Genomic DNA, 25,723 nt, shown 5'->3' on the forward strand with positions numbered 1-25,723 from the left:
GCCTAGCGCAACGGCAGCAGATCCAGCTGGCTCTGCGCCTTCTTGACGGCGGCTGCGAACCAGCTCTGGCTTGGCGCTTCCTTGGCAAAGCACTTGGTGTAGGCGTCCATCGCCTGGTCTTCACGGGCCATGGCGTCCTGCAGGGTCTTCCTGGCCATCATCTGCTTCCAGACCTTCTCGCAGGCCGGGATTTCAGCCGTCTTCACGGCGTCCGATGTGGCGATGAAGAAGACCTTGTCATCCTTGATGGCGACGACGTCGATTTCATGCGGTGGTGCCTTGAGGCCGCCATTGCCGCGCACGCCCAGCACGGCGAACGCGGTGCTGGCGGATGCGGGCTTGGTGACCGGCAGCTCGGCATATTTGGCGAAGGCCGCGTCCTGAATCGCGTAATGGTAGAAGCGGTCCGACTTGAACGCGGCGTCTCTCTCCTGCGGCATGCCGTCCTCGCGGTGCTCGCGCAGCCAGTGCTTGAGCAGCCCGGTCGTGGTCACCACGGCCTGCATCTTGTCGCCCTCGGAGGCGAAGCCGAGCCCGTCGAGATGGCCGAAGCCGACGTCGTCCCTGAACAGCGTGTCGACGTTCGACTTGCCCTCGGTCGGCAGCCCCTTGATTGCCACAGGTCCCACCAGTCCGCGCAGCACGCCGGCCAGCTCCTTGAGCGCCGCATCGTGCTGCTTGGAGATCTCGTCGCTCTCCCTGGCTTTCGAGAATTTTGCGATGTAGCGATCGCGCAGGTCGAGATAGTGCTGCTCGGGCGCGGCCGCGTGGATCGGCGCAGCCAGGAGGAGCAGGCAGAGCAAGGCAAGCGATCTCATGGCAATCCGGAAGACTGGGAGCGGTCTCCAGTCTTTGTGCCTGTGCCGGGCGGGAAGGTTCATCCGTCGACGGAGTGCGGGAGCCCTACTCTGCCGGTGTCAGTTGCTGCCGGTTCAGGCGCATCGCGGCGGTCTCGCGCACGCGCACGCGAGCGCGGCGCTTGCGCCACCAGATCACGATGCCGGTTACAGAGAGCGCCGCTACCACCAGTCCCATGATCGAGATCAGGATGCGGCCGAACAGCCCGACGATGCGGCCCGAATGCAGCGGGAATTGCGCCTGCACGAAGATGTCGGCGGCGGTGCCGACCCAGGGCAGTCGCTCGCCGATGGGGCGGCCGTCCTCGCTGTCGTAATAGAGTTGCGCCGGGCCGACGCCGCCTGCGCCGTGGTCGTCGCCGGGGTGGAAGAAGGCGGCGGCATAGACGCCATGGGCCGGGCCGTAATTGATCGAGCCGACCGGGATCGTCCACCCGCGCGCCTTGCCGTCGGCCGCCGCGCGTGCGGCGATGTCGGTGAACGTCACCTTGGGCTCGATCGGATCGTCGAGATCGCGATAGGGCCGCTGCTCGTAGGGCGTCGGCGTGTAGTTCGACACCATCTTCATCAGCGGCGAGAACACCTCGAAATAGAGGTTCAGCGAGAACGCCGTGAAGGCGATGATGAACAGCACACTCCAGGTCCAGAGGCTGAAGGCGCGGTGGATGTCGAAATTGATCCGATAGGCGCTGCCCGACGTCTTGATGGTCCAGGCCGGCGCCCAGCGCGCCCAGAAGCCGCGCCCGAGCTGGCGTGTGACTTCAGGCGCCCGCGCCGCCTTGGCGCGCCGCCGCGAGGGCAGCGTCAGATAGAAGCCGACGAAGCAATCGATGGTCCAGATGATGGCGATCACGCCGAGCACGCGCATGCCCCAGCGGTCGCTGCCCCAGAATTCCGGGATGTGCATCGTATAGTGCAGCTTGTAGAGGAACGAGACGAAGTTCTCCCGCGTCACCGGCCAGACCGCGCCCCAATAGCGGCGGCCAAGCTCGGCACCGGTGTTGGGATCGAGGAAGACCTGGTTATAGTCGAGCGGGTAACGCTTGCCGGTCGCGGGGTCGATACGAGGCATGACGAAGAACCACAGCGAGTGGCCCTCTTCCGGCGTCATGAAGAGGTGGACGACGCGCGCACGGGGATCGCGCTGCTCGATCATCTTGGCAAGCTCGATCGATGGAATGGCCGGGCCCTTGCTGCTGACGTCGAACAGATGACTGTTCAGGACGTCGTCGAGCTCGTGATCCCAGGAGATGATCGCGCCGGTGATGCCGGAGAAGAACAGGAACCCGGCCGTGAGCAGTCCCGCCCAACGATGCAGCCTGCCGAATATCGCTCTCATCGTCTTCTCTCATCCATCTGGTCCGGCCCCCTCAGCGTCGGACCGTCTTCAATTAGAACTCACCAGCGATAGGTCAGCTTGCCGATCGCCTTGCGTCCTTCGGCGTAGAAGCAGCCCGACAGGCTGTAACACGCAGCGACATAGCGCGTATCGGCAAGGTTGGTCACGTTCAGCGACAGGCGCCAATTGTCACGGGTGTAAGCGAGCAGGGCGTCCAGCACAGTCGACGATCCTACCTTGAACGTGTTGGCGTCATCGCCCCAGGTCGCGCCGACATAACGGATGCCGCCGCCGAACTGCAAGCCCGCCAGCGGGCCGTTCTGGAGCGTATAGTCGCTCCACAGCGAAGCGCGGTTGAGCGGCACGGTGACCGGCGCCTTGCCGACATTGACCGGATCCTGCGTGACCACGGCATCGACATAGGCATAGGCCGCGCGCAAATTCCAGCCGTCGGCGAGCGACATCGTGCCTTCGAGCTCGATGCCGCGCGATTTCACCTGACCGGTCTGTTCGGCATAAATGACGCCAGGTGCGTAGGTGACGACGTTGTCGCGCGTCAGGTCGAAGGCGGCGAAGGTGAACAGCGCGTTCCAGCCGAGCGGCTGGTACTTGACGCCGACTTCGTACTGGACGCCGGTCTCGGGATTGAGCATCTGACCGCCCGGTCCTGTCGTGAGCACCGGCAGGAACGATTCCGAGTAGCTGAAATAGGGGGCGATGCCGTTGTCGAAATTGTACATCACGGCAGCGCGACCGGTGAAGGCGGAAGCATCCTTCGAGACCGATGTGTTGGCGATGCCGCTGTCGACCTGCGTCGTCACGAAGTCCTGACGGCCGCCGAGCTGGAACGACAGCCGGCCGAGCTTGATCTGATCCTGCGCATAGAGGCCGACCTGCGACTGCTTGACGCCGGTGTTGTCGCTCATGGCGCCGATGGTCCAGTCATAGCTGTAGACCGGATTGAAGACGTTGATCTCGGGGGCCGATGTCGTAACGCTATACGCGGTGTCGCGAAACGTGGTGTTGCGATAGTCGATCCCGACCAGCGTGGTGTGACTGAGGAAGCCCGTGGTGAATTTGCCCTGGAGCTGGTTGTCCACCGCGAAGGAGTTGATGTAGGAGTTGCTGTAGCTGCCATAGCGCGCAAGCTGCCCCGCGGCCTCGTCGGTATAGCCTCCGCCGTAGAACACCTTCTCCTCGTTGTGCTGATAGGCGTAGCGCAGATTCTGGCGGAACGTGATGTTGTCGGTGAAGTCGTGGGAGAGCTGGTAGCCGGCGGTCGCAATCTCGGTGTTGAAGGCATCGAAGCTCGGCACGCCCGCGAAGAACGAGACCGGAATGGTGCGGCCGTTGTTCGGCCATACCGTGCCCGAGGCCGGCAGGAACTGGAGGCCCCACCCTGCCCGGTCGCGCTGGTAGTTGGCGAGGATCGTGATGGTCGTATCCTCGTTCGGCTTGAAGGTGACGGCAGGCGCGATGAAGACGCGATTGTCCTTGCTGAAGTCGACCTGGGTCTCGCCGTCGCGGACCACGCCGGTCAGGCGCCACAGCACGGTCCCCTCCTTGTTGGCAGGGCCGCCCATATCGAACTGGCCCTGATAGCGGTTGAAGCTGCCGCCGGAAATCGAGACTTCGCCGAACTGCTGTGCAGTCGGCAGCTTGGTCACATAGTTGAGAATGCCGCCGGTGCCGCTGCCGCCATACATCGCGGAGGACGGACCCTTGAGCACCTCGATACGCTCGGCACCATAGGGATCGAGGCCGTTGAAATGCACGTAGTTGCTGGACGGAATCCGCAGGCCGTCGACGTAGAGGCCCGGCATGGTCATGTCGAAGCCGCGGATCTGGAGGCCGCCGAACCGGGTGTCCGAGCCGCCATTGACGTCGCCGCTCACGCCGGCGGTGTAGCGCAGGGCCTCGCCGATCGAGACCGCGCCCTGGTTCCTGATCTGGTCGGTGGTGATGACGGACACCGACTGCGGCGTCTCGATCAGCGGCGTATCGGTCTTGGTGGCGGTGCCGCTCCGCGTCGCCACGAAACCGCGCACGGGACCATTGGCGCGCTCGCCCGTGGCGCCGTTCGATGATGCCGACTGAGTCGGGGCGGCCTGCTGCGCCGGAGCGCGACGATTGGCGCGTGCGGTGCGCGTTGCCGCCGCCCTTCGCGACGAGGCAATCGCCACCGGACGGGTGCGCTCCGCCGGCGCTTCAACGGTAACAGCGGGAATCTGCGCCTGCGCTCGCGCGGAACCGAACGGCACGGTGAGAGCAAGTGTGCTGACCGCACCGAAGAAAAGCACCTGAAACAGTTGACGACGCGTGTCGGAACGCAAAGGAAACTGGAAGTCTGTCACGTCTCGTAAAGCCCCACGCACTGCCGGCTTCGCCGGTTTTGTTCTTGATGCCCCGCCCTAACTCAGGCGGTTTGGGAGTGCGATAGGAACAACGTTAGAATTTCTCCAGACGTGTGCGCAGCATGCGCGACCAATGCGCTCATCGGCAGGCTGACGTTGCCTGCCTTCCCTGGGCAACCTTCGTCCCGATCTGACCTGATTGATTTCGGAGTGTTTCTGTGGCGACGCGTCTTGTGTCTGTCAGCGGTGCGATCGGAATCAAATTCCTGCCGACCGACCGCGGCTTAGGGCCAATCGGCGAAATTCAGCGTTGGCCTTGATCGCCCTGCCCTCACGCGTGCAGCAACGCGTCGCCGCCACATGCCGGGCGCCTCGCCGGTGTGCTTGCGGAAGAAGCGGCTGAAATAGGCAGTGTCCTTGAAGCCGAGCGCGAACGCGACCTGCTTGACGGCGGCCGTGCCGGCCTCCAGCCGCGCCGCGGCTTCCTTGACGACACGCTGCTGGATCAACTCGCTTGGCGATCGCTGGAGTTCGCGACTGCACAGCGAGTGCAGGCGGTCCGCCGTTATGCCGAGCAGATTGGCGTAGTCGCTGACGCGCAGATGCTGGTGATATCGCTCCTCGAGCAGTCGGCGGAAGCGGCTCAAGACCTCCGCATTGCTGCCCTGGTCATCCTGATCGTTGTTGCCGGCGAAGAGACGCCAGAAGCGCAACACGCACAGCGTGAGCTCTGCCGACATGATCGACCCTGCACCGCTGCGCGTCGGCAATGCGAGCTCGGTTGCGATTGCTCCGATCGAACGCGACATCGTCGTCACGAGTTCGGGCTCGACCGGCAATGTCATGATCCCCGCGGCGCTTTCGAGGGCCAGATAGGCCGGCTCCGCCGATGGTGGCAGGAAGCGGTGCCATACGCCGGAGCGCAATTGCAAGAGCTCGGCAGTCGCCCCGGCGGATATCTCCAAATACTCGGCCGAGCCCGCCGGCAACCAGATCAGAGCGGGCCCGGTCAATGCGATCACCTGACCGGCCTGGCGGATCTCGGCAGCGGAGCCGCGATGAAGGCAAAGCAAATGGATGAACGGCCGCGCCGCCTTCGACCCAAGCATCCAGCGTCTCGCAACATAGTGCGATCCGATCAACGCCGCGCCGACCGGTGCCGATGCCGCCGGTGCGGCGATTGCGACCGGATGGGCGCCCGCGACCGCTCGACGCACCTGACCGATGCGACCGGAAACGTCCAATCTTTCCCCGGATTTGTCCATTGTGCGAACAAAACCGACAGTGCTTGCTAGGTCAAGTCCCGATCGCGGCCGGCTTCCGAGCGGCGCCGAAGAAATCAGGACGATGAGGAAGCGACCACTTTCATTGTTGCGAACAATCGCTTGAGTGAACACGAGGGAGGATCGACATGTTTTCGGCGAACCGTCGAACGTTGCTGCGCGTCACTGGCCTGATGGCTTTCGCCACGGCGCTGGGGACCTTTGCGTCCGCAGCCGATGCGCAGGAGAAGATCCGGATCGGCTATGCGATCTCCAAGACCGGGCCCTATGCCGGCGGCGCCGGCATCACCACCCTGCCGAACTACGAGCTGTGGGTGAAGGACGTGAACGCCGCGGGCGGCATCAAGCTCGGCGACAAGAAGCTGCCGATCGAGGTCGTTGAGTACGACGATCGCAGCAGTTCGGAAGAAGCGGTCAAGGCGATCGAGCGCCTCGCCAACCAGGACAAGGTCGATTTCATTCTTCCGCCCTGGGGCACTGGCCTCAATCTCGCCGTGGGGCCGACGTTGAACCGCCTCGGCTATCCGCACCTCGCGGTCACCTCCGTGACCGACAAGGCCCCGGAGTTGGCCAAGCGCTGGTCGAACGCGACGTTCTGGCTCGGCACCTCGGCGCAGATCTCCGATGCGCTCGCCGAGCTGCTTGGCAAGCTCAAGCGCGAAGGCAAGATCGGCGGCACCATTGCGATGGTGAGCGTCGCCGACCAGTTCGGCATCGAGCTCTCCACGGCCGGCCGCGAGGCTTTCAAGAAGGCGGGCTTCACCCTGGCCTACGACAAGACCTATCCAATGGGGTCGCAGGACCTTCAGCCCTTGCTCAACGATGCGATCGCCGCCAAGCCCGATGCCTTCATCGCCTTCAGCTATCCGCCTGACACGATTGCGCTGACCGAACAGGCGCAACTGCTGAAGTTCAACCCGAAGATCTTCTACGTAGGCGTCGGCACTGCCTTTCCGCTCTACAAGGGCAAGTTCGCCGCCAACAGCGACGGCGTGATGGGGATCGGCGGCTGGAACGCGGACTCGCCGCAGCTCAAGGACTATCTCGCGCGCCACAAGGCCGCGACCGGCAAGGAGCCCGATCGCTGGGCGAGTTCGATCACCTATGCGAGCCTGCAGGTGCTGCAGCAGGCCATCGAGAAGGTCGGCAAGCTCGATCGCGCCGCCGTCGCGGCGGAAATCCGCGGGGGCACGTTCGACACCATCATCGGCAAGGTCAAGCTGAAGGACGGGCTGCTCCAGGAGGTGTGGAGCGTCGGCCAGTGGCAAAGCGGCGAGTTCTACGGCCTCGCCCCGACCTCGCTCCCGGGTGCACGCGCGCCGGTCGTACCCAAGGCGCAATGGCAGTGAGTCCGGCAGGCAGGCCTTGCTTCACGAGGCCTGCCAGCCGTTCGATCCGAGGGGACGCCGTCTCATGCTGCTTGTCGACATCGTCCTGCCGGGTCTGGTGCTCGGTGGCATGTATGCGCTGATCGCGCTGGGGCTGACGCTCCAATACGGCGTGGCGCGGATCATGAATCTGTCCTACGGCGAGTCGCTGGTCGCGGCCGCCTTTGGCGCACTTTCGCTCTACACAAGCCTGGGTCTCAGTCCGCTCGCGGCGCTGCTGCTGGCCGTGCCGGTCGCGATGGTGCTGAACTGGCTGCTCTATCGCTTCCTGCTGGAACGGCTGATGCAGCGGGGCAAGGACCGGGGTGCGCAGGAGATCGACAGCATCCTCGTCACGTTCGGCGTGTTGTTCGTGATCCAGGGCGCCATGCTGGTCGCCTTCGGCGGCCAGTACTACAGCTATAGCTATCTCTCCATTCCGCTGACGATCATGGGATCGACCCTTGCGGTCAACCGCCTGGTCGCGCTGCTGTTCGCAGCCCTGGTCGGCGGCGCCGTGTATCTTGCCCTGACCCGCACGCGGATCGGCACAGCAGTCCGCGCCATCGCCGTGGACGCCAATGCGGCGCGCCTCGTCGGGATCGACGTGGCGGCCTTGTCGGGGCTTGCGTTCGCCTTCGGCGGCGGCCTTGTCGCCGTCGGTGGCGTGCTCGTCAGCATGTTTCTCACCTTCAATGCGGCCATGGGCGTGGTCTTCACCATGAAGGCGCTGGTCGTCGTCATCATGGGCGGCGTCGGCAACGTCATGGGCGCGCTGGTCGCGGGGTTGCTGCTCGGCGTGGTCGAGACCGCTGTGGCCCGGCTGGTCGATCCGGGCCTGACGCTGGCTGCGACCTATGCGTTGTTTCTCGGCGTGCTCCTGATCAAGCCGGCCGGCCTGTTCGGGAGAGTGGCGTCGTGACGGGGCTCATCCGGACGTCGCTATGGTGCGCCGGCCTCGTCGCGGCCGCGGCCATCGCCGCCTATCCACTGTATGCCGACGGCTATTATCTCGCACTCGGCATCAGTGTTCTCTATTTCACGATCCTGGCGACCGCCTGGGCGATGTTCTCAGGCCCCACCCGCTACGTCTCGCTTGCCACGGTCGCCTTCTTCGGCCTCGGCGCCTACACGGCCGCCGCGCTTGGGGAGACAATGCCCTGGCCCGTCGTGGTGCTGGCCGCCGCCGGCCTCGGCGCGCTGACCGCCGCCATCACCGGGCTTTCCACCCTCCGCCTGTCCGGCATCTATTTCGTGATCTTCTCGTTCGGGCTCGCCGAACTCATCCGGCAACTTGTGATCTGGTACGAGGTCAACATCCACAAGTCGGTCGGCCGCTACCTGTTCAGCGCCGTAACACAGGACATCCTGTACTGGCAGCTCCTTGGCCTGACCGCGCTCGTCTTTCTCGTGGGATGGCTGCTCGGGCGGTCGCGCTACGGACTGGCGCTACGCGCCATCGGTGCCGATGAAACCGCGGCCAGCCATTCCGGCATCGACGCCACGCGGGTCAAGCTCGCCGTATTCGTTTTGAGCGCGACATTCATTGCGATGACCGGCGCGGTGATGGCGCCGCGCTGGACCTATATCGATCCCGCGATCGCCTTCAATCCGACGATCTCGTTCCAGGTCGTGATCATGGCGTTGCTGGGCGGCGCAGGCTCGCTGTTCGGGCCTGTGCTGGGCGTCGTTCCGCTGGTCTTGCTGTTCGAGGTGCTGACCGCGACCCTGCCCAACCATTTCAGCATCGTGCTTGGCGTTATCTTCGTGCTCATCGTCATGGCGCTGCCGAATGGTGTGATCGGCTTGTTCAGGACCGGACGCTGGCGGATTCCGGTGGCAGCTCCCGCTGCAGCGTCCGCGCGCACGATGAACAAGGCACCGCTTCTCGCAGTCGAAGGCGTCAGCAAGTCATTCAGCGGATTGCGCGCGGTCGATGGCGTCAGCTTCACGGTCGCAGCCGGCGAGATCATCGGCATCATCGGCCCGAACGGCTCGGGCAAGACGACGCTGCTGAATACGCTGTCCGGCGCCTTGAAGCCCTCATCGGGCACGATCCGGTTCAGTGGCACCGTCCTCGCCGGTTTGCGGGCACACCAGATCGCGCGCCTGGGCCTCGCGCGCACGTTCCAGCTGGTGCGTGTGATGCCGGACCTGACCGTTGCCGAGAACGTAGCGGCGGCGCGGCTGTTCTCCACGTCGGATGGTTCCGACACGACGGGACGCGAGCTGCTCGACCTGGTCGGGCTTGGCCCCATGCATGAAGCGCTCGCGCGCGAATTGACCTATATCGACCAGAAGCGGCTGGAGCTTGCCCGTGCGCTGGCGCTTCGGCCGCGCCTCGTGCTGCTCGACGAATGGCTGGCGGGCCTCAATCCGAGCGAGCTCGAAACGGGTATCGCCCTGATCGCGAAACTGCGCGAGCGCGGCCTGACCATCATCATGGTCGAGCACGTCATGGATGCGATCCGCGCGCTCTGCGGCCATTGCATCGTCATGAACGCCGGCCGCGTGATCGCGCGCGGCGCGCCGGACGAGGTGCTGGCCGATCCGAAGGTCGTCGCTGCCTATCTCGGAGACGACGATGCTTGAAGTCGCCGCCCTCTCCCATTTCTACGGCAAGCATCAGGCGCTGGCCGATGTCACGCTCGGCATCGCCCAGGGCGAGATCGTGGCGATCCTCGGTGCCAATGGTGCCGGCAAGTCGACCTTGCTCAAGAGCATCGCCGGCCTGATCAAGCCCGCCCCTGGGGCGACCATCCGTTTCGAGGGGGAAGACATCGGCGAGTTGCCGGCTCATCTGATCGTGGAGCGCGGCATCGCCCTGGTGCCGGAGGGACGCGGCGTGTTTGGTGACCTGACCGTTGCCGAGAATTTGCAGCTTGGCGCCTATCCGGCCCGTGCGCGCGCGGGCGAATCGGACCGGCTCGTGAAAATCCTGGAATTGTTCCCGCGCTTGGCCGAGCGCCTGCCCCAGGCCGTCCGCACCATGAGCGGCGGCGAGCAGCAGATGGTCGCGATCGGCCGCGCCCTGATGTCGAACCCGCGTCTCCTTCTGCTCGACGAGCCTTCGCTCGGGCTGTCTCCCCTGCTCAGCCGCGAGGTCTTTCGCGCGCTGACGCAGATACGCGCCGGTGGCGTCGGCGTGCTGCTGGTTGAGCAGAATGCCCGGGCAAGCCTCGATCTCGCCGATCGGGTCTACCTGATCGAGTCCGGCCGCAACGCCGGCAGCGGACCGGCCAGCGCGATGAAGAACGATCCCGAGATTCAGCGCGCCTATCTCGGCAAGGCGCGCGCTGCATCAAGCCCGCAATAGTCACCCAGCAACCCATATCACCCGGAAACCCATGGAGAGTTCCATGAACGCAATCGACCTTCTCATCGGCGGCAAGGACCAGTCGGCCAGCAATCAGCGCACCTTCCAGCGTCACAACCCGATTTCCGGCGAGATCGCATCCATCGTGGCGGCGGCCTCGATCGACGATGCGATGCGCGCTGCCGACGCTGCGGCCGCGGCTTTTCCGGCCTGGTCGCAGCTCGGCCCCTCCGAGCGCCGCAAGCGGCTCAGCGCTGCCGCCGACATCCTCGCGCGCCGGGCGGCGGAGTTCACCGCGCTGATGGTGGCCGAGACCGGTGCCACCGCGGGCTGGGCCGGCTTCAACGTGCATCTTGCAGAGGGCATGCTCCGCGAAGCCGCGGCAATGACGACGCAGATATCCGGCGAGGTCATTCCGACCGACAAGCCCGACAATCTCGCGATGGCGTTCCGCCAGCCGGTCGGTGTGGTGCTCGGCATTGCGCCCTGGAACGCGCCGGTCATCCTCGGCGTCCGCTCAGTCGCCATGCCGCTCGCCTGCGGGAACACCGTGGTGCTGAAGGCCTCCGAGATGAGCCCAGGCGTGCACCGCCTGATCGGAAGCTGCCTCTCCGAGGCTGGTCTCGGTGACGGCGTCGTCAATGTCGTGACCAACGCGCCCGAGGACGCGCAGGCCGTCGTCGAGGCACTGATTGCCCACCCTTCCATCCGCCGCGTCAACTTCACCGGCTCGACCCGGGTCGGCCGCCTCATTGCGCTGGCTTGCGCCAGACATCTGAAGCGCGCGCTGCTGGAGCTCGGCGGCAAGGCCCCGCTCGTCATCCTCGGCGACGCCGATCTCGACGCGGCCGTGAACGCGGCTGCCTTCGGCGCCTTCATGAACCAGGGTCAGATCTGCATGTCGACGGAGCGGATCGTCGTCGACGACAAGGTCGCCGACGCCTTCATCGCCAAATTCGCCGCCAAGGCAAAGGGGCTTCCTTTCGGCGATCCAAGCAAGGCAAATGTCGTGCTCGGCTCGCTCGTCGGTGCCGCTGCTTGCGATCGCGTCAGGGGCCTGATCGACGATGCCGTCGCCAAGGGAGCGGTGCTCGCGGCGGGCGGACACGGGAGCGGCACCATCATGCCGGCCACCATCGTCGATCACGTCACGCCGGCGATGCGCATCTACGGCGAGGAGAGCTTTGGTCCGGTCGTGACCGTCGTTCGCGTCAGTGGGATCGACGAGGCCGTGCGGGTCGCCAACGACACCGAATATGGCCTCTCGTCCGCGGTGTTCGGTCGCGACATTGCGCGCGCCCTCGGTGTTGCCAAGCGGATCGAGGCCGGCATCTGCCACGTCAATGCTCCGACCGTTCACGACGAACCGCAGATGCCGTTCGGCGGCACCAAGGCATCGGGCTACGGGCGCTTTGGTGGCAAGGCGGCGATCGACGAATTCACCGAGCTGCGCTGGATCACCGTGCAGACCGGGCCACGGCATTATCCGTTCTGACCGGATGGACTATTTCTCTTGGCAGCACGAGCTGCCGGCATCCTTCCCGGTGCCGGCCAGCACGCTGCGGCTGTTGCGGTCGGGCGGAATGTCTCCGGCTGCATTGGCGCCGAAGAAGCCGACCGGTTTCAGCAGGAAGCCGGTATATTCGACCGGCATGATCGGAAAGTCCTCGGGCTTGCAGACATGGGTGTGGCCGAACGAGTGCCACACCACGATGTCCGCATTCTCGATGCTTCTGTTCTGCGCGACATAGCGCGGCAGGCCGTCGCCGCCGGCATGGACATTGGGATAGTCGCCGCTGGCGTATTTTTCGCTCGCGTCGAACGCCGTCACCCAGACATGCTTCGTCGCGAAGCCCCCGCGGCTGCGCACGTAGCTGCCCTCCTGCGCCAGCATCAGCGGGCTCGGATTGACCACGAGCTTGTAGGCGGGAGCATTGCCGACCGAGTTGGTCTCGTTGGGATTGCTGATCTTCCAGAAGCGGCCGGTCTCGCCGTTGGCAATCGCCGCTGCGTCACGCTCGCGTGACAGGACGCGCGTGGTGGTGTCGAACACGTTGCCGTGCGGATTGTCGTGGCCCCAGGGCCGCGGCACGAAGTCGTGCTCGCTGACGGTGTTGCCGCCGCCGTCGAGATCCATGTGCAGGCGCACGTTGAAGAAGTGCTGATGCGTCGGTCCACCCAGTTGGTCATCGACCATGCCGCCCCATTTGTAAGTCTCGCCAGGCGGCACCGCGGCGGTCTGGATGATGCCGGTGAGCTTGGTCTCCAACTGGATCGTGCCGTCCTGGTAGAGGTACCAGTAGAATCCGTAGTCGTAGTTGCCGACGGTCGCGAAGAACGAGATCACGAGCCGTCGGGAGCGGCGGACCTCGAACAGGCCATTGCGAAACTCATAGTGCTTCCAGGCGATCCCATAGTCCTCTTCATGCATGCAGATGGCGTTCTGCATGACGAAGGGCTCGCCCTTGCCGTCGGCGGCCGGCACGTCGAAATAGTGGATGTTGCCGAGGCAGTCGCAGCCGAGTTCGAGCGCGTTGGCGAGCATGCCGAGGCCGTATTCGCCGGCATCGAACGCCGACTTCCAGAAATGGTTCGCGGTCGGGTCGGCATAAGGCACCACCATTTCGGTAACGCTGGCGCGATGAATCAGGGAGCGCTTGCGCGCGCCGTCCTGATAGGCGAGCTGATGCAGCACGAGGCCCTCGCGCGGCGTGAAGCCGACGCGAAAGCTCCATTTCTGCCAATCGACCTTCCATCCGTCGACGCGAAAGCTCGGGCCCTCAGGCTGCTCGATGTGCAGGGGCTTGATGTCCGTGCGCGGTTCTGCGACTTCATGCGCGCCGTAGTTCCGTTTCTTGCGCGGTATCGGCACGATCGGATCTTCATCCGTGAGGTCGATGACCTTGCCACCGATGAGGTCAACGACAGCGACAACGCCCTCGAGCGGATGGGCGTAGCCGTTGTCCTGGAGATGCTCGCGGAAATAGCTGACGGCGCGCACGATGCGTGCACCGCGCTCGAATTCCTTGTCGAAGAAGCCAGAGGAGAACGGGTCGACCTGAACGAGCTCGATGTCCCTATCGCTGAGCCCGCGCCGCTGCATCGCCGCACGCCAGCCGGGGTCGGCCTTCACAACGGCCTCGCATTTGAAGAACTCTTCCAGCATCACCGGCGGCTGCCCATAGGGCACGTCGCGGTTGGGGAGGAGTTTCCGATCGACGATCTCGCCGCGGCCAAGATCGACGATGTGCTCGATGGCCTCGCCGGTGGCGACGTCAAGTGTCAGCACGAAGGCACGGCGCCCTGCTCCGCCCGCGGCCAGCTCCTGCTTGGTCGGCTCTTCCAGCCGTACCGTCGGGAAGCGGCAGTGCTCGGGCGAGCTTGCGGCCGCACGCACCAGCGTGCAGGCCGCCGTGATCTCCTCACTCGTCAGAGGATCGAGCGGATGCGCCGTGGCGGCATGGGCGGGCGATCGTGCCTTGGCGGGATCGAGCATGATGATGTCCAGAAGTCAGCGCGGGGCGAGATGTGCGGTGATGGCGCGGAAGGCCGCGAGCCAGCGATGGTCGAGCGGCACGTCCATCGCCTTCGGCTGCGTTGCGAGCTTGACGATGACAGTCTCGGAAGCCGCGTCGATGTAGAGCCACTGGCCGTGGATGCCGATCCCGGCAAGGTCGTTGCGTGACGGATCGAGCGTGTACCATTTGCTGCGGTAGCGTGCGCCCGGGAAGATATCAGCGAGATCGCCCTCGGCCCAGGCATTGGGATCGCCGTTCTCGTGGATGTCGTCGATCCACCAGCCCGGCACTACCTGCTGTCCCTCGACAACGCCGCGGCAACGGATCATCTCGCCGAAGCGGATGAGATCGCGGGCAGTGACGGAAAGGCCGCCGGCGATGCGGCCCATGCCGTGGCTGTCGAGCGTGAGGGAGCCGTCCTCCTCGGCGCCCATCGGCTGCCAGAGATATTCGGAGAGGATGCGAGGGTAAGGCCTGCCACAGGCGCGCTCGCAGACCCAGCCGAGAATTTCCGTATTGGTCGAGACGTAGTGGAACACCTTGCCGTGCGGCTTGCCGGTGCCGCGCAGGGTCGTGAGATAGGCGCGCTGGTGGCTGGGCTCGACACCCGGTGGCGGCACATCCCAGCCCGAGGAGAAGCGGTAACGCGCGACGTCGCCGGCAGGGTCCTCATAGTCTTCCTCGAACTTGATGGCGACGGCCATGTCGAGGACATCGCGGACCGTGCAGCTGCCGTAGACGGAATTCTCCAACTCCGGCACGTAACGCACCACCCTCGCCTCGGGATCGAGCAGCCCGCGCGCGGCCAGCACGCCGCAGAGCGTGCCGGCAACCGACTTGCTGATCGAGCAGATCAGATGCGGCGTTGTCGCGCTCATGCCGTCGCCATACCATTCATGGATCAGCGTGCCCCGATGCATGACCAGCAGTGCATCGCCAAATGTCTCACGCAGCGTGGCCTCGATCGTCGTCGGCTGGCCGTCCGGCGCTTTGAAGCCGAGCTTTGACAATTCGCGCGGCGCCGTTTGCATCGGCGTCGGCCGGGCCGAGCGGCGCACCTCCGCGGTGGGCAAAACTTCGCGAGTGTGGGTGAAGCCCCAGCGGATCGCGGGAAAGCTGCGCCAGTTGGCGCGCGTCACCTGGGCCTCGGGCGCGGGAGGGCTGCCGCGCATGACATCGGTCGGTCGCATCTCGTTCCTCCGCAAGGCCATCCCGACTGCGATGTCGGAATGGCTGGAAGGAAATCTGCACCGCGGCGCTATCGGGCGTTATCGAGATCCGGCAATATTTTGCTGGACTCGGCCGTCCGCCGTGTCAGTCTCGGCACGTTTACTGCTGGTCTCAGCTGGAAAATTTCGGCGCATTATCATGGCCTTGAGCGTAACTCCTCCGATTCAAGACTCGGTTGCCGGCCTGATCGAGGCGAGCAGCACGGATGTTGATGAGCACTGCGCCGCGCTCGGCCGCTGGCGGCTGCGTTACGACCAGATCAGCGCCGGCGCGTTTCGAGGCAGCTTCACCCAGCTCTCTCTGCCCCGTGTCGAGGTGTTCCGCGAAATCACCAGCCAGCAGGTCCGCCAATACGGTCAGCTTGGCGCCGACAGCTTCGGCATCGGTCTACCCTGGCGCGGTGACAGCGAGGTCAATTGCAACGGCGCCAGCGTTGCAGGCGCCCAGGTCATCGCCTGCATCGACGCCGAGGTCGATATGTGCACGCCGAAGTCATTCGAGCTGCGCGGTGTCGTCGCCAGTGCGGCGCTGATCCGGGATCTCGCCGCCCGGCTCGAGATCGATCTGCCGCGCGCGATCTGGCACCAATTGCGGGTGATCGAGATGGCGCAGGCGCCGGTCGCACGATTGCGAGCCCATCTCGAGGCCATTCACGAGGCCATCGCGACCGCGCCCGAACGGCTTGAAGATCCGGCCACCCGGCAGGTGCTCGAAGACGCCCTCCTCGTCGAGATCATGGACATGCTGCCGACCGCACGCCCCACCGATCCCGGCCGCAGCGCGAACGCGCGCAAGCGTACCGTCGATCGCGCGCGCGAGCTGATGCACGGCAACGGTGACCATTCGCTGTCGCTGCTGGAGGTCTGCAAGGCGGTCGGCGCCAGTCCGCGCAAGCTCGGCTATTGCTTCCAGGCGGTTTTGGGCACGAGCCCGATGCACTATTGGCGTGCGATGCGGCTGAACCGCGTACGGCGCGATCTGAAACGCGCCGGCCGCGCTGGGACAACCATTTACGACGTCGCCGTGCAGCACGGCTTCTGGCATTTCAGCCAGTTCTCTCTCGACTACAAGCGCCACTTCGCCGAGTTGCCCTCGGAGACGCTGCGGCGCGCGAGGCTTGCGGCCTGACGCGCGCGCTTGCCGCCTACCAGGTCGGCAGATAGGTGCCCTTGAAGCGCGTCTCCAGGAACGCCTTCACGGGTTCGGAGTGGTAGGCCGCGATCAACTGCCTGACCCACGGCTTGTCCTTGTCCTCCTCGCGGACGGCGAGGATGTTGACCCAGGGACCGTCGGGGTTCTCGCGCGCGATCGCGTCGGTGGCCGGGTTGAGGCCGGCCTGCACCGCGTAATTGTTGTTGATGGAAACGACGTCGACATCCTGCAGCGCGCGCGGCAGCTGGGCCGCATCGAGCTCGACGAAGCGCAGCTTCTTCGGGTTGTCGGCAATGTCAGCGACGGTCGAGGCGACGTTGTTGGGGTCCTTCAGCTTGATCACGCCATGCAGGGCCAGGATCATCAGGCCGCGCGCGCCATTGGAGGGATCGTTGGCGATGGCGACGCGGGCGCCTTCCGGAAGGTCTGCGAGCTTCTTGTACTTCTGTGAATAGACGCCCTGCGGCGAGCCGATCGTGTTCGCGACCTTGACGATCTTCCAGCCGGTCTTGGCGATCTGGTTCTTCAGATACGGCTCGTGCTGGAACGAATTGGCCTCGAGGTCCTTCAGCGCCAGCGCCTGGTTCGGAATCACATAGTCGGTGAACTCGACCACCTTGATGTCGAGGCCGCGTTCGGCGCCGACCTTCTTCACGACGTCGAGAATTTCGGCGTGGGGACCAGCGGTCACGCCGACACGGATGGTTTCAGCCTGCGCCGTGGTTGCGAGCAAGGCTGCAGCCGCAAGGGTTGCCAGAAAACGCATGGAAGTCTCCGATATTGAACGAGAAGGATCAGCGATGCCGCAGCCGGCGGTTGACCCGGCGCGCCAGGTAGTCGCCGGCACTCTGGACGAGTTGCACCAGCGCGATCAGCACGACGACGACGGCGAGCATCATCTCCGGCATGAAGCGCTGGTAGCCGTAGCGGATGCCGAGATCGCCAAGCCCTCCGCCGCCGACCGCGCCGACCATGGCGGAATAGCCGAGGAGGCTGACTACGGCGAGCGTCAGCGCCAGGACGAGGCCCGGCAGCGCCTCGGGAATCAGCACCTTGAACACGATCTGGAGCGGCGAGGCCCCGAACGAGGACGCAGTCTCGATCAGGCCGCCGTCCACCTCGCGGATTGCGGCCTCGACGAGACGCGCGATGAAGGGCGTCGACGCAATCGTCAGCGGCACGATCGCGGCGCTCGATCCGATCGAGGTGCCCGCGATGAGGCGCGTGAACGGGATGATGGCGACGACGAGGATGATGAACGGCGTGGAACGCGTCGCGTTGACGACGATGCCGAGCGCGCGATTGACGATGGGGGCCGCGAACAACTCGCCCTTGCGGCTGGTCGCGAGGAAGACGCCGAGCGGCAGGCCGAAGGCGGTGCCGAGCAGCGCGGCGATGCCGACCATGTACAGGCTTTCGAAGGTCGCCTGGATAATCAGGTTGATGAGTTCAGGCGACATAGCCGAGATGCTCCGCCGGGAATTGATGTTGAGACAGAAAGGCCAGCGTCCGCGTCACCGCGTCCGCGCCGCTGGAAACACCGAGAGGAATGCCGAGAACGAGCGAGCCGACATTCTGGCCGCCGATCTCGTCGATGCGCGCCGACAGCAGCGACACGTCGCGGCCGATTTCGCGCGCGAGCCGCGCCACCAGCGTGTCGCCGGCCCCTGCCCCGCCCACCTGGATGCGGATCACGGCCTGCCCGCCGGCCGAAGGCTCCGGCACGATCCGGCTCGACAACGACACTGGCAGGCTGTCGCCGATCACCTCGGCCAGGAAGGACTGTGTGATGGGATGCCTGGGATGGGTGAAGATGTCGGCGACATGGCCGCTCTCGACGACGTGTCCAGCGTCGAGCACCACCACTTCCTTCGCGAGCTGGCGCACCACGGACATTTCGTGGGTGATCAGCACGATGGTCACGCCGAGCTCGCGGTTGATGTTCGCGAGCAGGTCGAGGATCGCGCGCGTGGTCTGCGGATCGAGCGCGGAGGTCGCCTCGTCCGACAGCAGCACGCTCGGCCGCGTCGCCAGTGCTCGCGCGATGCCGACCCGCTGCTTCTGGCCTCCGGAGAGTTCCGACGGATAGCGATCGTGCTTGTCGGCAATTCCGACCAGCGCCAGTAGTTCGGCTACACGGGCCATGACGTCGGCCTTCGCCCAGCCGGCGATCTCCAGCGGCAGCGCGATGTTGTCCGCGGCCGTGCGCGACGACAGCAGGTTGAAGTGCTGGAAGATCATGCCGATCGAGCGCTGCGCCAACCGCAGCGCACGGCCAGTCAGCGCCGAGATGTCACTGCCGTCGACGATCACGCGGCCCGTGGTCGGCTTCTCCAGGCCGTTGATCAGCCGCACCAGGCTGGACTTGCCTGCGCCGGAGCGGCCGATCACGCCGGTAATGGAGCCGCGCGGAATTGCAAAGTCGATATTCTGCAGCGCGTTGACGCCGGGCTTGCCGCGATAGGCCGGATAGGTTTTTGAGATGCCCTCGAAACGGACCATCGCGTCCGGCTCGGTCACGGCAGGGGGAATCGCTTCAAGCTTTCCGATCGGCTGCCCGATTGCGAGCGATTGGTGGGCGTTCATGGAGACGGCCTTCATGCACAATAGTTCGCTTGCCCGGGCCGCTCATGGGCGCACGGGAGTCAGGTCGCATGGAGCGACGGAGGTGAAATTGCGATGCCGGCCGGGGGAAGCGCGCTGCACCGCAGCACGCACCATCGCCCTTTCCAGTCTTCCTTGCAATGTCAGATATTTGCGAGGAGTTGGACGAAGTTTTCCCAATCCGTCACATGCGAAGAAAATTCATCTTCCGACGGGATCATCGTCCTGCCGCGCCTGATCTATCGGCCCCTGAAGCGTGGCTTTCGGCGGGCCAAGAATGCTTCGACGCCCTCCTTGTGATCCTCGCTCAGGCTGGCGAGCGCGAACTGATCGACATCCATGTGGCTGGCGAGATCGTCCAGCGCATGCGCGAGCCGGTTGACGGTCAGCTTGGTCATGGCGACCGAGAGCGGCGGCTGTGCGGCGACCTTGCGGGCAAGCTCCATGGCCGCATCGAAGGCATGGCCGGGGTCGGTCACCTGTTCCACCAGGCCCCATTCATAGGCCTCGTCCGCGCTGATGCGCTGGTCGGCCAATATGACCGCCTGCTTGGTGCGGGCCGGCCCGATCAGATGCAGCATGCGCGGGATGCTTTGCCAGCTCATGTTCATGCCGAGCCCGATCTCGGGCACGCGCAAATGCGCGTTGCGGCCCATGATGCGGAAGTCGAGCGCGACGGCGAGGGCCACCCCGCCGCCGACGCAAAAGCCCTCGATCGCCCCGATCGTGATTTGCTCCATCTCCTGCCAGGCATGCGTCAGGCGCGGCCCGAGCTTGAGATGCCGCCGCAGCGTGCCGAGATCCATCTCCTTGCGCGAACGTCCCTCCGCATCCTTGAGGTCGAAGCCGGCGCTGAACGCGCCCGAGCTGCCGGTCAAGACGACGACCGATGTCGCGGCGTCATCCTCGAAACTGCGCGCTGCTGCCGTCAGCTGCCGCAATGCCTCCGGCGAGAGTGCGTTGATGCCGTCGCCGCGGTCGAAACGGACCACCGCAATCCGGCCCTCAGGCCCAAGGCCCTTCTCAATCTTCACGTAGTCCGTCACCACCATCTCCAAGCTGCTTTCGGCGATGTTAGCGCACAAATGTCGCCACGAATATGGGACCCGATCACGATGCAAGGAACACTCGACAGGCCTGGGCCATTGCGCATATCTTTGCCGCCATGAGCCACGATCACGACCATCACCACGACCATTCCGAGCTGTCGGAGACCGAGCTGCGCGTGCGCGCGCTCGAGACGATCCTGACCGAAAAAGGCTATGTCGAGCCCGCCGCGCTCGATGCCATCATCCAGGCCTACGAGACCAGGATCGGCCCTCATAACGGCGCGCGCGTCGTCGCCAAGGCCTGGACCGATCCGGCGTTCAAGAAGGCGCTGCTCGAGGACGGCAGCAAGGCGATCGGCACGCTCGGCTATGTGAGCCGCGTCGGCGATCATCTCGTCGTGGTCGAGAACACGCCTGAGCGGCACAACATGGTCGTGTGCACGTTGTGCTCCTGCTACCCCTGGGAAATGCTGGGACTGCCGCCGGTCTGGTACAAGGCTGCGCCCTATCGCTCCCGCGCCGTGAAGGATCCGCGCGGCGTGCTCGCCGATTTCGACGTCACCCTGCCCAAGGACATGGAGATCCGGGTGTGGGATTCGACCGCCGAGACGCGCTTCCTGGTGCTGCCGATGCGCCCTGCAGGCACGGAGGGCTGGACCGAGGAGCAACTCGCCGAACTCGTCACCCGCGACTCCATGATCGGCACCGGCTTTCCGCGGAAGCCTGGAGCCCCCTCATGAACGGCGTGCACGACATGGGCGGCATGGACGGGTTCGGCAAGGTCGAGCCCGAGCCCAACGAGCCGATGTTTCACGCGGATTGGGAAGCGCGTGTGCTTGCCATGGTACGCGCGATGGGCGCGGCCGGTGCCTTCAACATCGATACCTCGCGCTTCTACCGCGAGACGCTGCCGCCGCACGTCTATCTCGCGAGCTCCTATTACAAGAAATGGTTCCTCGGTCTCGAGGAGATGCTGATCGACAAGGGCTACCTCACCAGGGAGGAAGTCGCCGCCGGCCATGCGATGCAGCCCGCAAAAGCGCTCAAGCACGGCAAGTTCGACCTCGGCAATGTCGAACGCGTGATGGTGCGCGGCAAATTTGACCGCCCTGCCCCGGCTCCGGCGAAATTCAATATCGGCGACCGCGTACGCGCGAAGAACATCCATCCGGCCACGCACACAAGGCTGCCGCGTTATGTGCGCGGCCATGTCGGCGTCGTCGAGCTGAACCATGGCTGCCACGTGTTTCCTGACACGGCGGCGATGGAGCGCGGCGAGAATCCGCAATGGCTCTACACCGTGGTGTTCGAGGGCAGCGAACTCTGGGGCTCCGACGCCGATCCGACTACAAAGGTCTCGATCGATGCGTTCGAGCCCTATCTGGACCCGGCGTGATGAGCACGCCACTTGCTGCGGCCGCCACGGCGGCCATTCCGAGCATTCCCCGCGACGACGACGGCCCGGTCTTCCGCGCGCCCTGGGAGGCGCATGCCTTTGCCATGGCGCTGACCTTGCACGAGCGCGGCGTATTCACCTGGCCCGAATGGGCCGCCGCACTCGCGCATCAGATCAAACGAGCGCAGGCCGCGGGCGATCCGGACACCGGCGAGACCTATTACCTGCACTGGCTCGCCACGCTGGAAGGCCTGGTGGCAAGCAAAGGCGTCGCCTCGACGGACACGCTGCACCGCTATCGCGATGCCTGGGACCGCGCCGCCGACCGCACGCCGCATGGCAAGCCGATCGAGCTGCAGCCGGAGGATTTTCGGTAGCTTGCGCACGCGCGTGTCCCGGACAAGCTGCAACGCGCTAGCGTTGTGGCGCAGAGCCGGGACCCAGCCAGCGACACGATACGTTACCAAGCATGGGCCCCGGCTCTGCAGCGCACCACTGAGGAAGCGCTGCGCTGCGTCCGGGGCACGACAGGAGTACGGCGAGCCTCAGCGCCCCGCCACATACTCCGCCCACCCCTTCGCCCGCAGGCTGCACGCCGGGCACTCGCCGCAGCCATGGCCCCAATCGTGCTGCGCGCCGCGTTCGCCGAGATAGCAGGTGTGCGAGTGCTCGCGGATGAGGTCAACGAGCCCCTCGCCGCCGAGATCGTGCGCGAGCTTCCAGGTCGCGGCCTTGTCGATCCACATCAAGGGCGTGTGCAGCTCGAACTTCCTCGCCATGCCCAGTGAGAGCGCGACCTGCATGGCGCGGATGGTCTCGTCGCGGCAGTCGGGATAGCCGGAGTAGTCCGTCTCGCACATGCCGCCGACGATGTGGGTGACGCCGCGCCGGTAGGCCAGCGCGGCGGCGAAGGCGAGGAACACCAGATTGCGGCCGGGCACGAAGGTATTGGGCAGGCCGTCGGCTCCCATCGCGATCTCGACATCGCGCGTCAGCGCCGTCTCGGACACCGCCGCCAGCGTCGGAATCGACAGCGTATGGCTCTCGCCGAGCCTTGCGGCCCAATCCGCGCGCAGCCCCTTGATGCCGTCGAACAACCGCTCGCGGCAGGCGAGCTCGATGGCATGGCGCTGGCCGTAGTCGAACCCCAGCGTCTCCACGCGGGCAAAGCGGCTGAGCGCCCAGGCCAGGCAGGTAGTGGAATCCTGGCCGCCGGAGAACAGCACCAGTGCGGTCTCGGAGGAAAATGCGTCACTCATGGCCCGCGCTTTAGCATTGCGCGACCTGCTCGCCAATCGGTGGAAATCGGCCTGTTCCACCGCACTTGGCTGGGAACGCCGGCCGGGTTTTGGCATAAGTCGGTCGACCCAGGAGCCCGCCCCGCAATGACCCCTTCCCGCGAGATTACCCGCCTGATCGAGATCATGGCGGCGCTACGCACGCCGGTGACCGGTTGCCCCTGGGACCTCGAGCAGGATTTTGCGACGATCGCGCCCTACACGATCGAGGAAGCCTATGAGGTGGTCGACGCCATCGCCCGCGGCGATCTCGACGATCTGCGCGAGGAGCTCGGCGATCTCCTGCTCCAGGTCGTGTACCACGCCCAGATGGCCTCGGAGCAGAACGCGTTCGATTTTGGTGACGTCGTCGAAGCCATCACCCGCAAGATGATCCGCCGCCATCCCCACGTCTTTGCCGACAAGAACGGCAATCTCGCCTCCTCGCACGTCAAGGAGGTCTGGGACCGCATCAAGGCCGAGGAGAAGGCCGAACGCGCCGCACGCCGGCCGCCGGAAGAAGCTCCGTCGCACAAATCGTTGCTGTCAGGCGTGAAGGCCGGCCAGCCCGCGCTGACCCGCGCCATGGAGCTGCAGCGCAAGGCCTCCACCGTCGGCTTCGACTGGAACGACCCGCGCGCGGTGCTGCAAAAGATCCGCGAGGAAGCCGACGAGATCGAGGCCGCGCTCGATCGCAACGATAGGCAGGAGCTGGCGGAAGAAACCGGCGACCTGATGTTCGCCCTCGTCAACCTCGCCCGCCATGTCGATGCCGATCCGGAAGCCGCACTGCGCGCAACCAACGCGAAATTCGAACGGCGCTTCGCCTATATCGAGCGGGCACTGCAGGCGCAGGGCCGCACGCTGGAGGGCGCGTCGCTGGCTGAGATGGACGCGTTATGGAATGCGGCGAAGGGTGAGGAGACGTCGGCGTCGGAGAAAGACAAGGACGTGCGCCGCTAGTTAGCCACGGGAAGCAACTTGGCGAAGGCGTGGAGTTATGTGCAATCAACCGCACAAAGCTCGATAGATCGTGCGGTATGGTCCCGCGTTCGCCGGACGACACCGATTATGTGGCGTGATGCGGCACCGCGTCGAACCTGTTCACCACGATATCCCGCTTGGTCTCGTCCACCCGCACGGTCATGTCGAAGCGGCCGTCGTGCAGCTCCTTCGACAGGACCTCGGCGTTGCGGTGCAGCCAGCTGATGCCGGCACCGTCCGAGGCGTCGACGGAGAGATCGAGCGTGGTGCGCTTGGCGGCGAGGCGTTCCTCGATCGCGGCGAGCAGTGGATCGATGCCCTCACCTGATACGGCGGAGACCAGCATCGCCGGATGATCGTCCGGCCTGCGCGCAGCGATATTGAGCAGCTCTTCACGCTGCGCGGCGTCGAAACGGTCGATCTTGTTCCAGACTTCGATGATGCGGCCGGAATCATCGGGGTTGATACCGAGCTGGCGCAGCACCGCGTCGACGTCGCTCTGCTGCGCTTCGGCGTCCTCGTGCGAGATGTCGCGGACATGCAGGATGACGTCGGCCTCCAGCACCTCCTCCAGCGTGGCACGGAAGGCGGCGACGAGCTGGGTCGGCAGATTGGAGATGAAGCCGACGGTGTCCGACAGCATCGCCTTGCCGCCATGCGGCAAAGTGAGTGCTCGCAAGGTGGGGTCGAGCGTCGCAAACAGCATGTCGGCCGCCTGCACGTCGGCGCGGGTCAGGCGGTTGAACAGCGTCGACTTGCCGGCATTGGTGTAGCCGACCAGCGCGACGACGCGATACGGTACGCGCTGGCGGCCGGCGCGATGCAGGCGCCGCGTCGCCTGCACCTTTTTCAGCTCGCTCTCGAGCTTGGAGATGCGCTCCTGAATCAGGCGGCGGTCCGCCTCGATCTGCGTCTCGCCAGGACCGCCCATGAAGCCGAAACCGCCGCGCTGGCGTTCGAGATGGGTCCATGAGCGCACCAGGCGCGAGCGCTGGTAGTTGAGATGCGCAAGCTCGACCTGGAGCGAGCCCTCCCTGGTCTTGGCGCGGCGGCCGAAGATCTCCAGAATGAGACCGGTGCGGTCGAGCACCTTGGCCTGCCATTCCTTCTCGAGATTGCGCTGCTGGATCGGCGATAGCGCGCAATCCATCACCACGAGCTCGACCTCCAGGCTCTTGATCAGCCCTGCGATCTCTTCGACCTTTCCCTTGCCGATATAGGTCGCGGGCCGAATCTGGCTGACCGGAGCGATGATGGCATCGGCAACGACGAGATCGATCGCGCGCGCGAGGCCCGCGGCCTCGTCGAGCCGGGCCTCGGTGTTGCGCAGGACATGGCCTTCCGATTGCGCGTCAGCATTCCCTGCACGCACCCGCAAATAGGGGCCGATGACCAGCACCCGCCCCGTATTGGCCCCTGCCGACCGCGGACGGTCGGCATCCCCGTCGAAATTCCGGGGTTCCAATCAGATCACTCTCAAGTCGGCTGATCCTCGCCGCCTTCGAACAACTGGATGGGTGCGCCCGGCATGATGGTCGAGATCGCATGCTTGTAGACCAGCTGCGAGTGACCGTCGCGCCGCAACAGCAAACAGAAATTGTCGAACCAGGTCACGATGCCCTGGAGCTTCACTCCGTTGACCAGAAAGATCGTCAGTGGCGTCTTGGTTTTGCGAACGTGATTAAGGAAGGTGTCCTGTAGGTTTTGTGCGCGGTCTGCCGCCATTGTTTTTTTCTCGCTTTGAGTTTCTTTTTATTGCGCCGGTTGCGGCCCTCTTGTGACGTTCGGGGCCTCTCCCGGTTGCTGTCCCTCATGAGATCCCCCTCGGAAGGAACAGCGGTTCGATTAGAGGACAGGTCGGGATATTAGGCAAGCCGCTTCACGCGGCAGGCCACGCCCAATCGTCCCGGAAAACTACGGAAATCGATGATCTTGCTCGCTTATTCCTGACGCCTGGCCACAAGGTCGCGTGCTGGCCTATTGTTTTGACGCGTCTT

23 protein-coding genes are annotated in these 25,723 nt (G+C 65.1%); 10 read left to right on the top strand and 13 right to left on the bottom strand.

Translation table 11 applies throughout. The features are described 5' to 3' along the window. Nucleotides 1–2: 2 nt before the first annotated feature. The 4 genes from AC1RQP_RS02780 to AC1RQP_RS02795 form a co-directional block, all read right to left on the bottom strand. Nucleotides 3–818, bottom strand: a complete 816-nt coding sequence (locus AC1RQP_RS02780; RefSeq protein ID WP_492935851.1) for a hypothetical protein — start codon at nucleotides 816–818, stop codon at nucleotides 3–5. An 85-nt stretch (nucleotides 819–903) separates the two neighbouring features. Beyond that, on the bottom strand, nucleotides 904–2,196 hold the full coding sequence (gene fsrB / locus AC1RQP_RS02785) for a siderophore utilization protein FsrB (RefSeq protein WP_492935852.1): 1,293 nt from the start codon (nucleotides 2,194–2,196) through the stop codon (nucleotides 904–906). Between the two features lie 59 nt (nucleotides 2,197–2,255). Then, a complete protein-coding gene (locus AC1RQP_RS02790) occupies nucleotides 2,256–4,244 on the bottom strand; it encodes a TonB-dependent siderophore receptor (RefSeq protein ID WP_492936369.1) in 1,989 nt (662 codons plus the stop codon). Nucleotides 4,245–4,834: 590 nt separating this feature from the next. Then, a complete protein-coding gene (locus tag AC1RQP_RS02795) occupies nucleotides 4,835–5,659 on the bottom strand; it encodes a helix-turn-helix domain-containing protein (RefSeq protein ID WP_492935853.1) in 825 nt (274 codons plus the stop codon). Nucleotides 5,660–5,961: 302 nt separating this feature from the next. Here AC1RQP_RS02795 and AC1RQP_RS02800 point away from each other — a divergent pair, with 302 nt between their 5' ends. The 5 genes from AC1RQP_RS02800 to AC1RQP_RS02820 all read left to right on the top strand — a co-directional run bounded on the left by AC1RQP_RS02800 (nucleotide 5,962) and on the right by AC1RQP_RS02820 (nucleotide 12,011). Continuing rightward, a complete protein-coding gene (locus AC1RQP_RS02800) occupies nucleotides 5,962–7,182 on the top strand; it encodes an amino acid ABC transporter substrate-binding protein (RefSeq protein ID WP_492935854.1) in 1,221 nt (406 codons plus the stop codon). A 64-nt stretch (nucleotides 7,183–7,246) separates the two neighbouring features. Next, a complete protein-coding gene (locus AC1RQP_RS02805; protein WP_492935855.1) occupies nucleotides 7,247–8,122 on the top strand; it encodes a branched-chain amino acid ABC transporter permease in 876 nt (291 codons plus the stop codon). Continuing rightward, a complete protein-coding gene (locus AC1RQP_RS02810; protein ID WP_492935856.1) occupies nucleotides 8,119–9,792 on the top strand; it encodes a branched-chain amino acid ABC transporter ATP-binding protein/permease in 1,674 nt (557 codons plus the stop codon). Before AC1RQP_RS02805 ends, AC1RQP_RS02810 begins: the two co-directional genes overlap by 4 nt. After that, nucleotides 9,785–10,516: an ABC transporter ATP-binding protein gene (locus tag AC1RQP_RS02815; protein ID WP_492935857.1), complete on the top strand. Its 732-nt coding sequence runs from the start codon at nucleotides 9,785–9,787 to the stop codon at nucleotides 10,514–10,516. Before AC1RQP_RS02810 ends, AC1RQP_RS02815 begins: the two co-directional genes overlap by 8 nt. A 43-nt stretch (nucleotides 10,517–10,559) precedes the next feature. After that, nucleotides 10,560–12,011, top strand: a complete 1,452-nt coding sequence (locus AC1RQP_RS02820; RefSeq protein WP_492935858.1) for an aldehyde dehydrogenase — start codon at nucleotides 10,560–10,562, stop codon at nucleotides 12,009–12,011. 9 nt (nucleotides 12,012–12,020) lie between these two features. On the opposite strand, the gene AC1RQP_RS02825 is transcribed toward AC1RQP_RS02820, so the two are convergent. Further along, nucleotides 12,021–14,012, bottom strand: coding sequence for a primary-amine oxidase (locus tag AC1RQP_RS02825; RefSeq protein WP_492935859.1), 1,992 nt, complete (start codon nucleotides 14,010–14,012; stop codon nucleotides 12,021–12,023). Nucleotides 14,013–14,027: 15 nt separating this feature from the next. Next, a complete protein-coding gene (locus tag AC1RQP_RS02830; protein WP_492935860.1) occupies nucleotides 14,028–15,224 on the bottom strand; it encodes a serine hydrolase domain-containing protein in 1,197 nt (398 codons plus the stop codon). A 178-nt stretch (nucleotides 15,225–15,402) separates the two neighbouring features. Between AC1RQP_RS02830 and AC1RQP_RS02835 the strand changes: the two genes are divergently transcribed. Beyond that, complete coding sequence (locus tag AC1RQP_RS02835) at nucleotides 15,403–16,392, top strand: helix-turn-helix domain-containing protein (RefSeq protein WP_492935861.1); 990 nt, start codon at nucleotides 15,403–15,405, stop codon at nucleotides 16,390–16,392. Nucleotides 16,393–16,408: 16 nt separating this feature from the next. Here the strand turns inward: AC1RQP_RS02835 and AC1RQP_RS02840 are convergent, their stop codons facing one another. The 4 genes from AC1RQP_RS02840 to AC1RQP_RS02855 form a co-directional block, all read right to left on the bottom strand. After that, nucleotides 16,409–17,182, bottom strand: a complete 774-nt coding sequence (locus tag AC1RQP_RS02840; RefSeq protein WP_239623562.1) for a MetQ/NlpA family ABC transporter substrate-binding protein — start codon at nucleotides 17,180–17,182, stop codon at nucleotides 16,409–16,411. A 28-nt stretch (nucleotides 17,183–17,210) separates the two neighbouring features. Beyond that, nucleotides 17,211–17,876 (bottom strand): methionine ABC transporter permease, encoded by a 666-nt coding sequence (locus AC1RQP_RS02845; protein ID WP_492935862.1) that lies wholly within the window; start codon nucleotides 17,874–17,876, stop codon nucleotides 17,211–17,213. Then, complete coding sequence (locus tag AC1RQP_RS02850; protein WP_492935863.1) at nucleotides 17,866–19,017, bottom strand: methionine ABC transporter ATP-binding protein; 1,152 nt, start codon at nucleotides 19,015–19,017, stop codon at nucleotides 17,866–17,868. The genes AC1RQP_RS02845 and AC1RQP_RS02850 overlap by 11 nt, the downstream gene beginning before the upstream one ends. 242 nt (nucleotides 19,018–19,259) lie before the next feature. Then, nucleotides 19,260–20,066 carry an enoyl-CoA hydratase/isomerase family protein gene (locus AC1RQP_RS02855; RefSeq protein ID WP_239629762.1) on the bottom strand — a complete coding sequence of 269 codons (807 nt, stop codon included), beginning with the start codon at nucleotides 20,064–20,066 and terminating at the stop codon, nucleotides 19,260–19,262. Nucleotides 20,067–20,185: 119 nt separating this feature from the next. On the opposite strand from AC1RQP_RS02855, the gene nthA reads away from it, so the two are divergent. The 3 genes from nthA to AC1RQP_RS02870 are packed head-to-tail and all read left to right on the top strand — an operon-like array spanning nucleotide 20,186 to nucleotide 21,842. Beyond that, the gene (gene nthA / locus AC1RQP_RS02860) at nucleotides 20,186–20,809 is read left to right on the top strand and encodes a nitrile hydratase subunit alpha (protein ID WP_454647662.1); all 624 of its coding nucleotides are present in this window, start codon (nucleotides 20,186–20,188) and stop codon (nucleotides 20,807–20,809) included. Next, entirely contained in the window at nucleotides 20,806–21,465 is a 660-nt protein-coding gene (nthB, locus tag AC1RQP_RS02865; RefSeq protein ID WP_492935864.1) for a nitrile hydratase subunit beta, read from the top strand. The genes nthA and nthB overlap by 4 nt, the downstream gene beginning before the upstream one ends. Further along, complete coding sequence (locus AC1RQP_RS02870; protein ID WP_492935865.1) at nucleotides 21,465–21,842, top strand: nitrile hydratase accessory protein; 378 nt, start codon at nucleotides 21,465–21,467, stop codon at nucleotides 21,840–21,842. The genes nthB and AC1RQP_RS02870 overlap by 1 nt, the downstream gene beginning before the upstream one ends. Nucleotides 21,843–22,010: 168 nt before the next feature. Here the strand turns inward: AC1RQP_RS02870 and queC are convergent, their stop codons facing one another. After that, nucleotides 22,011–22,724 carry a 7-cyano-7-deazaguanine synthase QueC gene (gene queC, locus AC1RQP_RS02875; protein WP_492935866.1) on the bottom strand — a complete coding sequence of 238 codons (714 nt, stop codon included), beginning with the start codon at nucleotides 22,722–22,724 and terminating at the stop codon, nucleotides 22,011–22,013. Nucleotides 22,725–22,850: 126 nt separating this feature from the next. Here queC and mazG point away from each other — a divergent pair, with 126 nt between their 5' ends. Then, the gene (gene mazG, locus AC1RQP_RS02880; RefSeq protein WP_492935867.1) at nucleotides 22,851–23,705 is read left to right on the top strand and encodes a nucleoside triphosphate pyrophosphohydrolase; all 855 of its coding nucleotides are present in this window, start codon (nucleotides 22,851–22,853) and stop codon (nucleotides 23,703–23,705) included. Nucleotides 23,706–23,811: 106 nt separating this feature from the next. Here mazG and hflX read toward each other — a convergent pair whose 3' ends face one another. Both hflX and hfq read right to left on the bottom strand, forming a co-directional pair. After that, a complete protein-coding gene (gene hflX / locus AC1RQP_RS02885; protein ID WP_492935868.1) occupies nucleotides 23,812–25,191 on the bottom strand; it encodes a GTPase HflX in 1,380 nt (459 codons plus the stop codon). Between the two features lie 11 nt (nucleotides 25,192–25,202). Beyond that, nucleotides 25,203–25,451 (bottom strand): RNA chaperone Hfq, encoded by a 249-nt coding sequence (gene hfq, locus AC1RQP_RS02890; protein WP_028179548.1) that lies wholly within the window; start codon nucleotides 25,449–25,451, stop codon nucleotides 25,203–25,205. Nucleotides 25,452–25,723: the final 272 nt, after the last annotated feature.

Source organism: Bradyrhizobium sp. GW821-FHT13H06, assembly GCF_058803975.1.

What these genes read in the sequence shown, in the direction of transcription:
- AC1RQP_RS02780 (WP_492935851.1), bottom strand. Translation starts at nt 818, where the DNA reads ATGAGATCGCTTGCCTTGCTCTGCCTGCTCCTCCTGGCTGCGCCGATC.
- fsrB (WP_492935852.1), bottom strand. Translation starts at nt 2,196, where the DNA reads ATGAGAGCGATATTCGGCAGGCTGCATCGTTGGGCGGGACTGCTCACG.
- AC1RQP_RS02795 (WP_492935853.1), bottom strand. Translation starts at nt 5,659, where the DNA reads ATGCTTGGGTCGAAGGCGGCGCGGCCGTTCATCCATTTGCTTTGCCTT.
- AC1RQP_RS02800 (WP_492935854.1), top strand. Translation starts at nt 5,962, where the DNA reads ATGTTTTCGGCGAACCGTCGAACGTTGCTGCGCGTCACTGGCCTGATG.
- AC1RQP_RS02805 (WP_492935855.1), top strand. Translation starts at nt 7,247, where the DNA reads ATGCTGCTTGTCGACATCGTCCTGCCGGGTCTGGTGCTCGGTGGCATG.
- AC1RQP_RS02815 (WP_492935857.1), top strand. Translation starts at nt 9,785, where the DNA reads ATGCTTGAAGTCGCCGCCCTCTCCCATTTCTACGGCAAGCATCAGGCG.
- AC1RQP_RS02820 (WP_492935858.1), top strand. Translation starts at nt 10,560, where the DNA reads ATGAACGCAATCGACCTTCTCATCGGCGGCAAGGACCAGTCGGCCAGC.
- AC1RQP_RS02825 (WP_492935859.1), bottom strand. Translation starts at nt 14,012, where the DNA reads ATGCTCGATCCCGCCAAGGCACGATCGCCCGCCCATGCCGCCACGGCG.
- AC1RQP_RS02830 (WP_492935860.1), bottom strand. Translation starts at nt 15,224, where the DNA reads ATGCGACCGACCGATGTCATGCGCGGCAGCCCTCCCGCGCCCGAGGCC.
- AC1RQP_RS02835 (WP_492935861.1), top strand. Translation starts at nt 15,403, where the DNA reads ATGGCCTTGAGCGTAACTCCTCCGATTCAAGACTCGGTTGCCGGCCTG.
- AC1RQP_RS02840 (WP_239623562.1), bottom strand. Translation starts at nt 17,182, where the DNA reads ATGCGTTTTCTGGCAACCCTTGCGGCTGCAGCCTTGCTCGCAACCACG.
- AC1RQP_RS02845 (WP_492935862.1), bottom strand. Translation starts at nt 17,876, where the DNA reads ATGTCGCCTGAACTCATCAACCTGATTATCCAGGCGACCTTCGAAAGC.
- AC1RQP_RS02850 (WP_492935863.1), bottom strand. Translation starts at nt 19,017, where the DNA reads ATGAAGGCCGTCTCCATGAACGCCCACCAATCGCTCGCAATCGGGCAG.
- nthA (WP_454647662.1), top strand. Translation starts at nt 20,186, where the DNA reads ATGAGCCACGATCACGACCATCACCACGACCATTCCGAGCTGTCGGAG.
- nthB (WP_492935864.1), top strand. Translation starts at nt 20,806, where the DNA reads ATGAACGGCGTGCACGACATGGGCGGCATGGACGGGTTCGGCAAGGTC.
- AC1RQP_RS02870 (WP_492935865.1), top strand. Translation starts at nt 21,465, where the DNA reads ATGAGCACGCCACTTGCTGCGGCCGCCACGGCGGCCATTCCGAGCATT.
- queC (WP_492935866.1), bottom strand. Translation starts at nt 22,724, where the DNA reads ATGAGTGACGCATTTTCCTCCGAGACCGCACTGGTGCTGTTCTCCGGC.
- mazG (WP_492935867.1), top strand. Translation starts at nt 22,851, where the DNA reads ATGACCCCTTCCCGCGAGATTACCCGCCTGATCGAGATCATGGCGGCG.
- hfq (WP_028179548.1), bottom strand. Translation starts at nt 25,451, where the DNA reads ATGGCGGCAGACCGCGCACAAAACCTACAGGACACCTTCCTTAATCAC.